Genomic DNA, 14,187 nt, shown 5'->3' on the forward strand with positions numbered 1-14,187 from the left:
TCATGCCATCTTCCGCAGCAACCGCAGCGGCCCAGGTTCCGCCGAACACCGACGGTATCTGGTACGCGTCATACCCGCCCGGCGTACCGCACGAAATCGACGTCACTCAATACGCATCGCTCGTGCAGTTCTTCGACGAATGCACGACACGCTTCGCCGAGCGCGTCGCCTACGTGAGCGCAGGCGCATCGATGACCTATCGCACGCTCGCGCAGAAAGTCGACGCATTCGCGTCGTATCTGCAAAGCCTCGGCGTGAAACCCGGCGACCGCGTCGCGATCATGCTGCCGAATACGTTCCAGTATCCGGTCGCGCTGTTCGGCACGCTGAAGGCCGGCGCAATCGTCGTCAACGTGAACCCGCTCTATACCGCGCGCGAACTCGCGCACCAGCTGAAGGACAGCGGCGCGCAGACGATCGTCGTGTTCGAGAACTTCGCGAGCACCCTGCAGGAGGCACTGCCGGAAACGCAGGTGAAGAACATCGTCGTCACCGCGCTCGGCGACCTGCTCGCCGACGGCTTCAATGCGAAAGGACGCCTGATCAATTTCGTGCTGAAGCACGTGAAGAAGCTCGTGCCGGCCTACCACCTGCCGCAGGCGATCCGGCTGCGCTCCGCACTTGCGCTCGGCGCGCGCGGCAAACCGCAGCCGGTGCAGATAACGCGCGACGACCTCGCGTTCCTGCAATACACGGGCGGCACGACCGGCGTCGCGAAAGGCGCGATGCTCACGCACGGCAACCTGATCGCGAACCTGCTGCAGGCGAAGGCATGGATCGCCGACCAGGTCTCGGGCGACGTCGAAACCGTGCTCACGCCGCTGCCGCTCTATCACATCTATTCGCTGACCGTGAATGCGTTCATCTTCATGGGGCTCGGCGGGCGCAACATCCTGATCGCGAACCCGCGCGACATGAAGATGGTGATGAAGATCATCCGCAACGAAACGTTCACGGGGATCACCGGCATCAACACGCTGTACAACGCGTTCCTCGACAACGAGGAATTCCGCAAGCGCGACTTCTCGAAGCTCAAGCTCGCGATGGCGGGCGGGATGGCGATGCAGCGTGCAGTCGCGGAGCGCTTCCAGCAGGTGACGGGCCGGCCGGTGGTCGAAGGCTACGGGCTTACCGAATGCTCGCCGATCGTCACGATGAACCCCGTGAACCTGAACGACATGGCCGCGTTCAGCGGTTCGATCGGCCTGCCCGCCCCGTCCACCGTCGTGCGCTTTCGCCGTGAGGACGGTACCTGGGCCGCGATCGGCGAGCCGGGCGAGCTGTGCGTACACGGTCCGCAGGTGATGCGCGGCTACTGGCAGCGCCCCGACGAGACGGCCAAAGCGATCGACGCCGACGGCTGGCTCGGCACCGGCGACATCGGCGTGATGGACGAACGCGGCTTCATCCGCCTCATCGACCGCAAGAAGGACATGATCCTCGTGTCGGGCTTCAACGTGTATCCGAACGAGATCGAGGAAGTGCTCGTGATGCATCCGGGCATCAGCGAGGCCGCCGCCATCGGCATTCCCGACGAGGTGCAGGGCGAACGGATCAAGGTGTTCGTCGTGCGCCGCGACCCGTCGCTCACCGTCGACGACGTGCTCGCGCACTGCCGCAAGAACCTGACCGGCTACAAGATGCCGAAATTCGTCGAGTTCCGCGACGCCCTGCCGCAGACGAACGTCGGCAAGATCCTGCGCCGCGCGCTGCGCGACGAGGAGCTCGCCAGGATCAAGACCGCGACGCAAGACTGAACGATCCATCGCTCCGGGAGATGCTGTCGATGAACGCAGGAAAGAAGCGCAGCGCGCGGCATGCCGCCGCCGCGGCAGTCGCGTGCATGCTGTCGCTCGCTCTGCCGGGTCTGCATGCGCAGGAAGCGGCCGACGCCGCGAGCGCGGCACAGGAGGTCGCGCTGCCGGCGGACCTGGCGAAAATCACGCGCGACCCGGTCGCGCAACAGGCACGCTGGCTGCGCACGGCCGCGCAGCGCGGCACGCTCGCGCAGCTGGATGACGCGACGCTCACGACGCTCTTCAAGGCGCTCGACCCGCTCGCCGTGCCGCTCTATATCCGTAATGGCCCTAACGGCTATCCGTCGTACCAGTTCACGATGGTGCGTCAGGAGAGCATCAGCGGGAAATGGTCCGACACGCCCGACCGCATGCTCGTGAAAACCACCCGCGAGCCGCTGCGGGTGTATGCGAAATGGCTGCCGGGCGGCGCGCATGCCGGACAGGAGACGATCTACGACACGACGCAGCGCAAGGACGAGATGTACGGCCATCTCGGCGGACTGCTCGGCAAGATTCCGTTGTGGACGGCGCTCGACGGCGCGCTCGCGCGTGCCCAGTCGAATCACCAGGTGAAGGATCTCGGCACCGAGTTCATCACGAACCTGTACCTGACCGAAGGGAAGAAATACCAGGAAGCCGGCGTGCAGCAGCCGACCCGGGTGGAGGCAAAAACGATCGGCGGCGTGCGCGTCGTCGCGCTCACCTACGAAACGCCGACCGGCCGGCCGCAGTTCTACGCGAAGAAGGAAGTCCTCGGGCTCGACCTGCACGCGCCCTATTTCCGGACCGTCGAGTCCTACGACAACGACGGCAAGATCTTCGAGCGGATCGTCATCGAGAAAATCGCGCCGGCGACGCTAGACGACACCGCATTCGACCCGAAAAACCCCGACTACGCGTTCTGATGCGCACCGGCGGGGCCGACCTCGGGCTCAATCGTCATCGTCGTCGCCGTGGTGCTTGCGCCAATGCTTGTAATAGTGCTTGCGCCACTTCCGGTAGCGATCGTCGTCGTCATCGCCGTAATAGCCGTATCCGTAGCCCGGATAGGCGACCACAGCCGGCTGCGGCGCCACATAGACCGGTGCCGGCTCGACATAGACCGGCGCGACCGGTACGCCGATGCCTACCGACAGGTCGACATGCCCCGCCATTGCACTTCCGGAAGCCAGCAACGCCATGCCCCCGACCAACCCTGCCACTTGACTCTTGTTCATGCTCCGGATCCCTGATAAGCCGGCCCGCCCGGCTCGCGCGACCCAATGTAAGCGCCACGCGCGCACCGAGGTGATACGGCGCTGCGAGAGTCGTAACGCGACGTAACGAAACGGCTTTGGCCGTTCGGCCGAATCGCGAAAATGCGCTGGAACGTCTATAGTGGGTTACGGTTCGACACAATCACGACTGCGCGCTTCCCTATCGAACAGGGTAGAATTCCGCCAAACGCCTTGTGGACGAACACGCCACACACGCACAACATATTCTCTGACGCAGGCTCCTGCCGCACCTCAATGGCCAATCCCGCAGAATCCCATCCGCAAAACGACTTCATCAATTCGGCGCGCAAGGAACGTAAGCGCGTTGAAATCTACCTCGTCAACGGCATTCGTCTGACGGGATGTATCGAGTCGTTCGACCAGTACCTGGTGATGCTGCGCACCCCCGTGGGTCTGCAAGGCATCTACAAGCGCGCGATTTCCACGATCCAGCTCGACACGGGCGGCTCGCGCCCGGGCGGCGGCGGCCCCCGCGGCCCGCGCACCGGTGGGCGCCCCGGCGGCCGTGAAGGCGGCGGTCACAGCCCGTACGGCTCGCACGGCGGCCCACGCGAATCGCGTGGCGACGGCGGCGGCTTCGGTTCCCGCGAGCCGCGTGAAGGCTATGGCTCCCGCGAGCCGCGCGAAGGTTACGGCTCGCGTGAACCACGCGAAGGCTATGGCGCACCGCGCGAACCCCGTGAGCCGCGCGAAAGCTACGGCGCGCCGCGCGACACCGGTGACGCATCCGGCAACACAGCGCCGTCGGATGCACGCGGCGGCAACGGGCCGGTGATCGTCACCCGCCGCCGGCGAATCGTGCCGGACGGCCAGTAAAACAAAAGGGCAAGCCAACGGGCTTGCCCTTTTCTCTTGTACGACCGGCGCGGCAAGTCGCCGCACCGCCACTCTCGGCTCAGTGTGCCGTCCTCGGCAGGCCCGCGTCGGCCTCGCGCTGCAGCGAACGCACCTGCTGCTGCAACGCGCGCAGTTGCGACTGGAGTTCGGCCTGCTGCGCCTGCAACGCGACCGTCTCGCTGCGTACGCTCTTCTGGCGATCCGCGACCGCTGCCTGCTGCTGGCGTGCAATCGAGATATCGGCCTGCAGACGCCGCGCACGGTCCTGCGTGACTTCGATCTGCTTGTCCATTTGCGCCTTCTGCGACTCCAGCTTCGTCGCTCGCAGTTCGTTGACGGCCAGCCGCTCCGCCTGATGCGAGAAATCGCGATAGATCGCTTCCGCGCGCGTTTCGTTGTAAGTCTTGATCACGCGCCAGAACGCCTTCTGCTGAAACAGCGCGACGAAGTACGCACCGTCCTTCACGTTGAACAACAGGCTCGCACCGTAGCTGCCGTTGTAGCTCGTGCGCATTTCCGTCAGCGTGTGCGCCTGGATCTGGCGCTGCAGGTCGTCGACCGTGCTCGGCCCCGTCGTCTCGCCCGCCTGCGGCTGCACCGACGTCTGGACCTGCGAATCGATCACCGGAATCGCAGCCACCGGCGCCGACGCCTGCTGCACCGCCGGCGAATCGCTGCCTGCCAGCCCCTGCGCGTAAGCGCCCTGCATGCCTCCTACCATGGCGAACAACACACACGCCCGCCCCAACCCCGTCATATGGCTCATGAAGTTTTTATTCCCCGCCCGAGTCGTTGTAATCCAGCGCGATTTTATCTCATTAATTACTCGCTTTCGCGTGTCTCGGGCTCTTCGTCGAAGATCTGATATTTGCGCATTTTTTCCCACAACACCTTGCGGCTGATGCCGAGCTGCTGCGCCGTGTCCTGACGCCGCCAACCGTTTGCATCGAGCGCCGCGATGACGCGATTGCGCTCGTTCATGTCCCACTTGCTGCGATCGACGAAGACCTCGGCCGCACTCTCCGCCGGCACCGGCTGTGCCGAGCTGCGCGCGTGCGCAATCAGCCGCTGCAGCCGCGCGGCATCCCACCCGCCTGTCTGCCGCACCGTCACGCCGACACGCTCGGCGAGATTGCGCAATTCGCGCACGTTGCCGGGAAAATAGCTGTCCGCGACCGAATCCGTCAGCCAGTACGGCAAATCCGACAACTCGGCGAGCCGGTCCTCGCCGACGACCTGCGCAACGAACGACTTGAACAGCGCGATCTTGTCAACCGCGCCGCGCTCTTCCAGTGACGGAATGCTCAGCTCGATCACCGCGAGCCGGTAGTAGAGATCCGCGCGGAACAGGCCTTCCTTCACGAGCTGCGGCAACTTCTTGTTGCTCGCCGCGACCAGGCGGAAATCGACCTTGACCGACGTCGCCGCGCCGACGCGCAGCACCGCGCCGTCCTCGAGCACGCGCAACAGCTTGACCTGCTGGTACAGCGGCAGATCGCCGACTTCGTCGAGGAACAGCGTGCCGCCCGCCGCCTGCTCGAAATAGCCTTTATGCGCAACAACCGCGCCTGTGAACGAGCCTTTCGCATGGCCGAAGAACAGCGATTCGAACAGGCCGTCCGGAATCGCGCCGCAGTTCACCGGTACGAATTCGCCGTGCCGGTAGCGCGAATGTTTTTCGTGCAGCAGTTGCGCGATGCGCTCCTTGCCGACGCCGGTTTCACCGTGCAGCAACACGTTGGTGTCGCAGTCGGCGAACGTATCGACTTCGTGCAGCAGCGCCTGCATCGATTCCGAGTGCGCGACGAGTTCGGACGGCTGTAACGTTTCGGCCGCGTGCGCACGCAGTTGCGTGACGAGCTTGCCGATCATGCCGCGCAGTTCGGCGCACGTGAAGTCGAGCGGCAGGATGTGCGAATACTCCGGCGGATACTGCGACGCGTCGTGGTCGCGTGCCGCGCCGACCCAGACGACCGGCATGCCGATGTTGGCCTGCCAGTCGCGCAGGAACGCCGCGCCGGTTTCGATCATCGACACGCTGATGATCGCCAGCGATGGCCGCAACGCGGCGCGTTCGGGCGAGATCTCCGCGTTGTCGGCACGGATCACTTCGACGTCGAAGCTCGCCATGCACCGGGCGACGCGGTCGACAATGTCCGCCTTGCCTTCCCAGACGTAGAGGTCGAGTTCTGCGATTGCGGGCGTGGTTCTCATGATTCGGGTGCGGCTTCAGATGTTAGCGAGTTGTGCGATATTGCAGCCAATTCAACGGACAAGCACGGGATCGCCGCACTTGATCGCAAGCGGCGAGTTTGCGACATAGGCATTACCCAAACCGAGTCCCAGAACACTTGTGACCGAAGTCAGAATCGAGTCGACCGGTTGCAAAAGGAGAGGAACGAGCGTATTCCCGAGCGCGGTCAAAAGCGGTCCGGTCAACGTAGACAGTAACTGGCTCAATATCGCATTCACGTTCAGTCCCAATAGATTCAGCAGATCCAGCAATGCCCCCGTTATACCGCCGCTCACTTGTAGCGATAATGTGAGGCCGCTATTGGCAATTCCCTGCACTGCGGGTGCCAAAAATTGCGTGGTGGAAATGGGGCCTTGTATATCTGGTGGTGAGTCCGTTGACGTAAACTTCAACGTTTGCACGCTTTGATTGGCGACGGGAATCGACAGCTGCCCGGATTTCAAACCGATCGTCACCGAGATGTTTGGAACGAGCAACGACACGAGCTGCGACAGCAAGCCACCACTACCCAGCTGATTACCGAGTATTGTGGCCAAACTCGTCTGGCCGGCGAGACTCGGTTGACCGCTCAACAAATTCAGCAAACTCTGCAAATTGACGGTCAGCAGCGGCACCGTTCCGCTACCGTCGGGCGCATAAACGGGAGAAGCCGGTGGCGCACTGAGATTGATATTCGCCGGCCCGCTCGATGAGCCGCCCAGATAAGCGGCAAGTGCCCCGGTCTGAACGTTGACATAGGCGACTTTCTGGCTCCCGCTGCAGACAATTTTTTGCAAACCGGCCGTCGCAGGTGCGACATAGACGGTAATCGGTAATTGCGTTTTCAAGACCGACGTCGGGCTACCTGTCGCACAACTGTTGTTTCCGTAGGTCAGCGAGCCGTCGGAGCACGTCGTCAGCAGCGAGACTGTCGTATTCAGGAAGATCGTTCCTTGCGAGGCTGTTGCATGGGTCAGGCAATTCGTCGTCCCGCAGGTCGACGGGCCAGCCGGACCGCTCGCCATGGCCGGCTGATTACCCGCGAGCGATACGGAACCCTGCACGGTCGCATTCAGCAGCGGGGCAAGTGCGGTCGGCGTCTGGACCTGTATGGACGAGATACTGACTGGCGTCGTGCTGTTTGCAACTTGCAACGCCGTCGTCAACAATCCGAGCGCATTGACACTGGCGTTAACCGCGCTGGTTCCGCTAGACACTGCAGTTTGAACGAGATTGCCAAGCGAGACCGAAGGGCCACCACAGTTCTGAGGATTGGGGCAGATCGCAGCGACGATTGTGCTCAGAACGGTCAGATTCGCGGAGGCTACACTTTGCTGTGTCGCCGCCTGCAATTCGGCGTTCAGCAATTGGCCGAGTGTCACGGTACCCGACAGCACGGACGTGCTGGACCCGATCGACAAATTGGCGAGAATTCCAGCCATGTTCAGGTTGACCTGCGCCAGCCCTTGATAGTCGATCAGTGACAGCGCCAACGGACTGGGGGAATTAGTCAGCGTCGTGAGCAACTGATTGACCAGCCCGCCTTGCAACGTCGCGAGCGACGTGAGGAGCGTAAAGCTATCGGTCGGCACGCTCTTGGCAATCGCCGACGCGCTGATCGTGATGCCATTGATAAAAAGCCCGGTCACGGGTTCGGAGACGGTAACGCACACGGCGTTGACCGATTGACCGTTGCTGACGACTCCGCCCGACAAGCCGGCACATTGATTATTGGCGGGCAGCGGTGCGCCCGACGTACGGGTGAACTGTGCACTACCGTCGCTGCCTTGCGGTGCGGTCCAGATGCCGCACGTCACGGTAGCGGACGGTTTTCCCGACAGCAGGCTCGCCGGCGCGTTTGTGACTTGATTGACCGCAGTCGTTGCCGCGGTGCAAGTGGAGTCGCCGGCAACCTGCGTAACAGCGGAAAGCGCGGCCGAATCGGCCGCCGCCTGCATATGGCGTCGCTCAGCATAATAGCGGCCGATATCTGTCGCGCCCAGCACGATGACCGCTATCGCCAGAAAGATCGTCACCATGATCGCAGCGCCGCCACGCTGGTGACGTCCCCGTGAGCAGCCGGCTCGGTGCCGCCGAGCCACATGTGATTGATCTGTGCGCATCGCCGCCTCGCCTACTGCTGCGCACCCTGCCCGCCACCCGACATGCCGCTGGCAGAACCGAGCTGCGAATTCATCGTGTCCGGAATCTTGTTCTTGAACGAGTCGAGATAGCGCTGATAGACGAGCGACGCAACATCTCCGAGCATCGGCTGCGTTGGCGCCGCCGCGCGATTGTCGCGCTGCATTGCCAGCCATTCCTTCGCAGAGCGCTCGACGTCGGATGCGCGAGGTGCGTCAACATCTTGCGCGTATGCGGCCGGAGAGCCCGCTACCAGCAAGACGATCGCGCCCAGCACCGCAATCCGGCCGACGCGCATGTTTCGATAATGTTTGTTGTTCATGTCGTTCCCCGGATGTCTGTTCATTGTGCAAAGCGCTGCAACAGCGGCACGGTCTGGTCGTAGCCGAAATTGTTCGCCATAGGTGTAATCTGGGTCGTGGCGGCACGGCGCGACACCACCGGCGGCGTCGCAACCGCGCGCTGCTGCGCACGCACCGCCGCGACGATCTTCGCGGCGTCGCCATTGATGTCCTTGCGGATATCCGCCGGCAGATGCTGCTGGTTCATCAACCGTTGCGCATCCTGCGCGCGCCCCGCGGCAATCAGATAAAGGGCGAGATTGCTGACGATCTTGGGATTGCGCTGATCCAGTTCGGCAGCCTTCATCAACGGAACCCGCGCACCGACGACGTCGCCGCTGCGCAGCTTCGCGTACGCGAGATCGGACAGCAGCGACGCATCGGTCGGCGCGAGATCCGACGCCTGCGCGAGCACCTGCGCCGCACGATCGAAATCGCCTGCCGCGCCTGCGATCAATCCGAGCCCGCGATAGCCTCGCGCAGCAAGCGGCGTTTTCAGCAGTTGCGTGTAGGCGGCCGCACTTGCGGCCGGCTGGTCAGTCATTCGCAGTGCGTCCGCGCGCAACAGGATCGACTCCGGGATCACTCCATATGTCTTGTCGTATGAGTCGATGTGTGCAAGCGACGCAAAGTAGAGGCCCTGCGCCTGCATCCGCTGGATCAGGCCCAGATACATCCCCGGTGTATCCGGGACGGACTGTTTCTGATCGGCCGCCTGCATCAGCGACGCGCGCTCGGTCTGCGCGCTGACGCCGTACCCGTTTTCCTTCGTCGCGCACGCGCCGAGCAGCAGCACCGCTGCCGCCACGCCCGCTTGCACTGCCATTTCGCTGATCCGCTTCATCGTCTTTCCTTCCACCGTCAATGACGCGACGACAGCGCGTGTGTCACCGCCAACAAGCCCGGCCCGGCCGTCACGATCAGCAATGCGGGCAGCAACGTCAGCACCATCACCCCGGTCATCTTCACGGTCAACCGGCCGATCCGTTCGCGCAGCATCGCACGACGTGTCTCGCGCAACCGGTCGCCGAACTGCTTGAGCGGCTCCTGCACCGCGCCGCCATGCTTGTCGACCTGGACCATCAATCGCACGATCGCGCGCAAATCCTCATTGTCGAATCCGCTGGATAGCCGCTGCAACGACTGTTCGCGCGTCCGGCCCGCCGCGAACTGGCGCTGCGCAATCCCCATCTCCGACGACAGTACCGGCATCATCCCGCGAAAATCGTTCGTCACGACCTGCAGGCTCTGATCGAGCGACAAGCCGACGCCTTGCAGCAAGCGCAGCATGTCGACGAACAACGGCAATTCGTCGACCACGCTCTGCCTCCGCGCCGCCGCACGGCGCTGCACGTAGAGCTTCGGCAACATGAAGCCGAGCCCGAACGCGGCGAACATGCCGATCGTCCAGATACCGCCCTTCATGCGCCCGCTCGCGAAGATCGCGAACAGCAGCGGCAGCCCGATCCCGCACGCGACGCGTGCGCTCAGGAACAACCCGCGCGTGCGTGCGTCGACATAACCGCATTGCTCGAGCAGGCGGCGATCCTCCTCCGCGACAACGTATTTGCCGAGCCCGGTATCGAGCCAGCGCACGCCCGCCGCCGACAGCCGGTCGAGAAAACGTTCGACACGCTGCCGGCCACGCACGTCAGGCTTCGCAGGCGCATCGCCGTCCGGCGCGGTCCGCGCTTTCGCTGCCTCGAGCGCAGCCATCCGCCGGTTCAGCGCCTCGACAAGCGCGCGCTCGGCACGCGTCGCGGCACTCGCGCGCAACAGCGCGATCATGCCGAACAGCAGCACGCCGAGTGCGCCGCTCGCCAGGGCAATCGCTCCGATCTGAGTCGCTGTCATAGCATCACCTGAGCCGAGCCATTCGATACAGCCAGACACTGCCGGCCAATTGCAACAGGAACGCGAACATGAGGAGCGTCCGTCCACCCGGATCATTCCACATGCCATGCAGATATTTCGGATTGTTGACGACGATAAAGCTGCCGATCGCGATCGGCAACATCACGAGCACGAACGCCGACAACCGTGTCTCGGCCGACATCGCGGTCAGTTCGCGCTCCGCCTGTTCGAGATCGCGCATGAACACGGCCATGCGTTCGAGCATCACGTCCGCGCGGCCGCCATACTTGACCGACAAACGCAACACGGAGCCGACAAGTTCGAACTCCTCGGTTCGGTAGATCTTCGCGATGTGTACCATTGCGCGATCGATTTCGACACCGCCGCGCAGCATCCGCGACACGTGGTCGAGACAACCGCGCAGCGGCTCCTCGGTCGTCAGCAGCGCCGACTGGAAGGCCGCAGGCACGCTGTTGCCGAGCGTCACGAGACGCACGATCCCGTCGAGGAACGACGGGATCTGCCGGACGATCTTCAGTCTGCGCCGCTGAATTCGCGACGCGAGCCAGACGCCGAGCATCGAACTGCCGCACGCAAGCGCCGCGAAGCACGCAAGCGCGCCGCCGCGACTGCCCGCGAACGCCGCGGCAACAACCAGCACGGCAAGCGCGACGAGCGTCTTGCCGCGTGCATCCTCGATCCCGGCGCGACTCGCGAGGTTCGCCAGATACTCCGATGCCGTCGCATACCAGTGCGCCCAAAATGCGTCGGACGATACATTCCGTGCCGCACCCGGCTGCGCCACGGCACGCGCAGCACCTGCCGCGGACTGCCGTGCCGCCTGCGCAGCGACACCGGCACGCGCGCCGGGTTCGAGCCGGCTGTCGATGAAGCGCTTCGCGTCGGTTCGCACGCGCCGGGTCTCCGCGTGACGCCACAGCATCATCGCCGCCGCGACGCACAGCATCGCGCACGCCAGCACCCACACCATCGCGCTATACATTGAAGCCCCCGCCGCCGCGGCCGAACCCGCCACCGCCGAAGCCGCCTCCAAACCCGCCATCGCCGAACCCACCGCTCGTCAGCGTCTGACGGAAGCGCGCAAGCTTCGGCGAATGCGGATGAATGCCCAGCGTTTCCCAGTGGTCGACCTCCTCGCCTTCCGGCGTCACGCGCGCTTCGTAGCGGTAAAGCTCCTGCGTCGCGATGATGTTGTCGGACAGCCCGGTCACTTCGGTGATCGACAGGATCCGCCGCCGCCCGTTCGACAGGCGCCCGATCTGCACGATGAAGTCGATCGCGTTCGCGATCTGCCGGCGCAGGCTCGACTCGGTGCCCTGGAAGCCCGCGAAACCCGCAAGCATCTCGAGACGGTACAGGCACTCGCGTGGCGAACTCGCATGCACGGTGCCCATCGAACCGTCGTGACCGGTGTTCATCGCCTGCAGCATTTCCAGCACTTCACCGCCGCGCACTTCACCGACGATGATCCGGTCCGGGCGCATCCGCAGCGTATTGCGCAGCAGGTCGCGAATCGACACGACGCCGGTGCCGTCGAAGCCGCCCGGCCGGCTCTCGAGCCGCACGACGTGCGGGTGGTTCAGCGACAGTTCCGCCGTATCCTCGATCGTCACGACACGCTCGATCTCGGGAATGTGGAACGCCAGCGCGTTGAGCAGCGACGTCTTGCCGGAACTCGTACCGCCCGACACGAGAATGTTGCAGCGCGCCTCGACCGCCGCCTGGAGCAGCGTGTTGATCTCTTCGTTGAAGGTCCCGTTGCCGAGCAGGTCGGACGGCTTCAGCGGATCCTTGCGGAATTTCCGGATCGATACGACCGGGCCGTCGATCGACAACGGCTCGATCACGACGTTCACGCGGCCGCCATCGGGCAGCCGCGCATCGACCATCGGATTCGACTCGTCGAGGCGGCGGCCGATCGGCGCGAGGATGCGCCGCACGATCCGCAGCAGGTGCGCGTTGTCGGTGAAACGCACCGGCAGCCTCGCGAGGATCCCGTGACGCGATACATACACGTCGTTGTAGCCGTTGATCAGGATGTCCTCGACGGCCGGGTCCGCGAGCAGGTCCTCGATCGGCCCGAAGCCCGCGAGTTCCTTCGTCAGCGCCTCCGCGATCGCACGCACCTCGTTCTCGTTGAGCGGAATGCGGCGCAGGCGCACAAAGCTGTCGATCTCGAGATCGACGAACTGGTTGATCGCCTGGCGGGACCATCGGCCGAACTCGGCGCCCAGTTCTTCGATGCGCGTCAGCAAGTGCTCGTGCGCGGCATTCTTGATGTCGTGGAATTGCTGCGTCTGGGAGAACGGCGCTGCGCCGTCGGCAAATTGAATGTCGTGTGCCATCGCTTACGACCGCTTGGACGAGGGTTGAATGAAACGCTTCAGCGCGGACAGTCCGGATGCAGAACGCGGTGCCGCCGATCTGACCGACACGCCTGGCAGCCGCGCGGCGAGCGACTCGAGCGCGCGCACGTACGGATCGCGCTCGGCCATATCGACGATGAGCCGGCCCTGGTTCGCCGCACGGCCGATCGCGACGCGGCGCGACGGCAAGGTGCCGACCAGCGACAGGCCGAGGCGCTCCGCGATCTGCGCGGGCGTCAGGTCGAGTGCAGGGTCGTACTGGTTGACGACGAGCCGTACGCGATCGGTATCGACGCCCGCGTCGCGCAGCCCGGTAAGCAGATCGGCTGCCGACACGATCGACGCGACGCCCTGATCGCAGACGAGCCACGCCTCGTCGGCCGAGCTCGTGATCTGGGCAACGAACTCGCGGTTCGAAAAACCACCGAGATCGACGATCTGCTGATCGAAGAATGCGCGAAACCGGTTCAGCAAACCGGCACACGACGTGTATGAGACGTCGCGCAGCCCGCCGAGGTCGGCCGGCAGCGTCGTCAATGCGACGCCGCTTTCATGCCGGGTCAGCGCAGTATTCACGAAGGTCCGGTCGATGCGGCGCAGGTTGTGAACCGCATCGATGAAATGGAATTCACAGCGGGTATTCAGGAACAGCGCGCCATCGCCTGCCGGCAGCCCCAGGTCGACGAGCGCGGTCTGACGGCCGGCCGGGGTGCCCCCATTCGGCGCGCCGCCCGCCCCCGGGCTCGCCGCGCGCTTCTGCAGCCATACGGCGAGATTCGCCGCGAGCGTGCTCACGCCCATGCCGGCACGCGCACCGAGCAACGCGACGAGCTTGCCGTGGCGGCTCGCCGGCTCGGCGACGTTCGCAAGCAGCCCGCGCGTCGTGCGCAACGCCTCCTCGGCCGGTGCCGACACGTCGATGAAATCGCGAACGCCGGCGCGCAATGCGGCGAGCGTGCTCTCCGGCCGTGCGAGCGAGCCGAGCGCGACGATCGGCAACCCCGGATGCGTGGCGCGGACTGCGGCGGCGGCAATGCTCGCTGCCGCGCTGCCGTCCGAGAAATCGATGAAGACGAGCGCCGGATTGAGGCCCGTGATGCGCTGCGCAAGCATGCCAGGCTCGAGCGATGCGGCTTCGACAGCACCGGCCGACACGAGCGTATCGGCCAGCCAGCGGACATGTGCCTCCTGTTGCGATGCGCAAATGAAATAGTCGGTCACGGCGGGTTCACACAATGATTGGATTCGCGCGTTCATGTTGAACACCCCCGATTAAGCAAGGCGTGCCGATGCACCGCGACGCGCGATGCTTCGCAC

The 14,187-nt window shown here is 64.4% G+C and carries 13 protein-coding genes; 3 read left to right on the forward strand and 10 right to left on the reverse strand.

What is annotated here, in order from left to right:
• Positions 1-2: 2 nt before the first annotated feature.
• Positions 3-1,757 carry an AMP-binding protein gene (locus ACPUER_RS05685; RefSeq protein ID WP_425130578.1) on the forward strand — a complete coding sequence of 585 codons (1,755 nt, stop codon included), beginning with the start codon at positions 3-5 and terminating at the stop codon, positions 1,755-1,757.
• A gap of 29 nt (positions 1,758-1,786) precedes the next feature.
• The gene (locus ACPUER_RS05690; protein WP_425130579.1) at positions 1,787-2,704 is read left to right on the forward strand and encodes a DUF1571 domain-containing protein; all 918 of its coding nucleotides are present in this window, start codon (positions 1,787-1,789) and stop codon (positions 2,702-2,704) included.
• A 27-nt stretch (positions 2,705-2,731) separates the two neighbouring features.
• On the opposite strand, the gene ACPUER_RS05695 is transcribed toward ACPUER_RS05690, so the two are convergent.
• Positions 2,732-3,016, reverse strand: coding sequence for a PXPV repeat protein (locus ACPUER_RS05695; RefSeq protein ID WP_072441647.1), 285 nt, complete (start codon positions 3,014-3,016; stop codon positions 2,732-2,734).
• A 294-nt stretch (positions 3,017-3,310) separates the two neighbouring features.
• On the opposite strand from ACPUER_RS05695, the gene hfq reads away from it, so the two are divergent.
• Complete coding sequence (gene hfq / locus ACPUER_RS05700; RefSeq protein ID WP_425130580.1) at positions 3,311-3,892, forward strand: RNA chaperone Hfq; 582 nt, start codon at positions 3,311-3,313, stop codon at positions 3,890-3,892.
• A 79-nt stretch (positions 3,893-3,971) separates the two neighbouring features.
• Here hfq and ACPUER_RS05705 read toward each other — a convergent pair whose 3' ends face one another.
• The 9 genes from ACPUER_RS05705 to ACPUER_RS05745 are packed head-to-tail and all read right to left on the reverse strand — an operon-like array spanning position 3,972 to position 14,127.
• Positions 3,972-4,679 (reverse strand): DUF2968 domain-containing protein, encoded by a 708-nt coding sequence (locus tag ACPUER_RS05705; protein WP_175961539.1) that lies wholly within the window; start codon positions 4,677-4,679, stop codon positions 3,972-3,974.
• Between the two features lie 56 nt (positions 4,680-4,735).
• Positions 4,736-6,127, reverse strand: coding sequence for a sigma 54-interacting transcriptional regulator (locus ACPUER_RS05710; RefSeq protein ID WP_175961540.1), 1,392 nt, complete (start codon positions 6,125-6,127; stop codon positions 4,736-4,738).
• A 51-nt stretch (positions 6,128-6,178) separates the two neighbouring features.
• The gene (locus tag ACPUER_RS05715) at positions 6,179-8,269 is read right to left on the reverse strand and encodes a pilus assembly protein TadG-related protein (protein ID WP_425130581.1); all 2,091 of its coding nucleotides are present in this window, start codon (positions 8,267-8,269) and stop codon (positions 6,179-6,181) included.
• An 11-nt stretch (positions 8,270-8,280) separates the two neighbouring features.
• The gene (locus ACPUER_RS05720; protein WP_175961542.1) at positions 8,281-8,610 is read right to left on the reverse strand and encodes a DUF3613 domain-containing protein; all 330 of its coding nucleotides are present in this window, start codon (positions 8,608-8,610) and stop codon (positions 8,281-8,283) included.
• 20 nt (positions 8,611-8,630) lie between these two features.
• Complete coding sequence (locus tag ACPUER_RS05725) at positions 8,631-9,473, reverse strand: tetratricopeptide repeat protein (RefSeq protein ID WP_175961543.1); 843 nt, start codon at positions 9,471-9,473, stop codon at positions 8,631-8,633.
• Positions 9,474-9,490: 17 nt separating this feature from the next.
• A complete protein-coding gene (locus tag ACPUER_RS05730) occupies positions 9,491-10,483 on the reverse strand; it encodes a type II secretion system F family protein (RefSeq protein ID WP_175961544.1) in 993 nt (330 codons plus the stop codon).
• 4 nt (positions 10,484-10,487) lie between these two features.
• Positions 10,488-11,486, reverse strand: coding sequence for a type II secretion system F family protein (locus tag ACPUER_RS05735; RefSeq protein ID WP_175961545.1), 999 nt, complete (start codon positions 11,484-11,486; stop codon positions 10,488-10,490).
• Complete coding sequence (locus ACPUER_RS05740) at positions 11,479-12,849, reverse strand: CpaF family protein (protein ID WP_072441668.1); 1,371 nt, start codon at positions 12,847-12,849, stop codon at positions 11,479-11,481. Before ACPUER_RS05740 ends, ACPUER_RS05735 begins: the two co-directional genes overlap by 8 nt.
• 3 nt (positions 12,850-12,852) lie before the next feature.
• Complete coding sequence (locus ACPUER_RS05745) at positions 12,853-14,127, reverse strand: fimbrial protein (protein WP_425130582.1); 1,275 nt, start codon at positions 14,125-14,127, stop codon at positions 12,853-12,855.
• Positions 14,128-14,187: the final 60 nt, after the last annotated feature.

It is taken from the genome of Burkholderia sp. DN3021 (assembly GCF_049805555.1).
Taxonomy (GTDB): Bacteria; Pseudomonadota; Gammaproteobacteria; order Burkholderiales; family Burkholderiaceae; genus Burkholderia; species Burkholderia pyrrocinia_C.